The following is a 1208-nucleotide window of genomic DNA, read 5'->3' on the forward strand; positions in this document are numbered from 1 at the left end:
GGCAGGCCCATCGGGTTGTACGCGTATTCGGTCTTGTTGCCGAGCGGATCGATACTCTCAGTCAGTCGGCCGCGCGTGTCGTAGTCGCGCAGCCAGAGGCCGCCCTCGGCATCGCTGATCTTGATGAGCTGGTCTTTCGTATCCCACGCGTAGTGCACGGTGGTGCCGTCGGCCCGGATGTGTTCGAGCAGGTTGCCGTTCTCGTCGTAGGCGTAACGGTCGTCGCTGCCATCGGGACGGATGTGGTGGACGATGTTCTTGGCATCGTCGCGGAGGAACCACTCGGAGCGTTTGTCCGGATGGATGATGCGGTAGGTGTACCCGAGCCTATCGTAGTAATGCCGTGTTTCCTGCCCGTGGGCATCAGTGACGTAGGTGAGGCGGATGTTCGAGTCCCACTCCAGCCGCACCTCGAAGCTGCCGTCGTCGGCCCACTCGTGCACGGCTCGAGCGTCGGGGCCTTCGCCCTGCCATTCCAGATTCATCCCGCGGCCGGTACGGTCGGTGTAGCGGGTGATCAGGTGGTGCTGGTACTGATAGGTCCAGACCTCGGCGTTTTCATCCTGGGCCAGCGTGAGGTCGCCGGCTTCATCGTAGCGGTACAGGCACAGGCGTCGCAGGGGCTCGTCCTCGCCCATCAACCACAGGCCGATGATGCGTCCATGGGCGTCCACGTCGGTGCCCAGGTGGGTGTGCGGCCGGCTCGGGTCGTCCTGATAGGTGACCAGGTCCGACAACACGACGCGCTCGTCCACGCGGTGGTCGTAACCCAGCAGCAGGCCGGCGCCGCCGCGCAGCTCGACCTGCACGAGCAGGAAGCGCTCACCGTGGCGCTGGTAGGTTTCGCGGCGCTCGTAGCCGCGGCACAGGACGAGCTGGTGGTCGCTTGCGCGCACGACGAGGAGGTCTTCGATGCGATCCTCATGGAACTGCCCGACCTTGGGTAACGGGTAGTCATGGCTGCGGCCGTCGGCGCCGTGATAGCGCAGGCCGTCGCCTTGCACGTCGATGCGTGTGGTGCAGGGGGTGATCCAGCGCGCGCCGAGTTCGTCGTGGTCGTAGGCGTCCAAACTGGAGCGGTAGGTGCGCGTCCAGGCAAGGGGGAACGGGCCCGGCAGCGCGAAGTCGGTGTGCGAGCGGGTTTCGGCGCCCGTGGCAAAACTGATGCTGCCGCCGCTGCCCGACGGTGCGCCGTTTTTGCACAGCTT

1 protein-coding gene is annotated in these 1208 nt (G+C 65.7%); it reads right to left on the reverse strand.

Going from position 1 to position 1208, the window contains the following annotated elements:
- Positions 1–1208 (reverse strand): DUF6531 domain-containing protein (locus FOZ70_RS37850; protein ID WP_258025860.1); only part of this gene is annotated, 1208 nt, incomplete at both ends.

The organism is Burkholderia sp. COPS, assembly GCF_019425585.1.
GTDB classification, from domain to species: Bacteria; Pseudomonadota; Gammaproteobacteria; order Burkholderiales; family Burkholderiaceae; genus Burkholderia; species Burkholderia cepacia.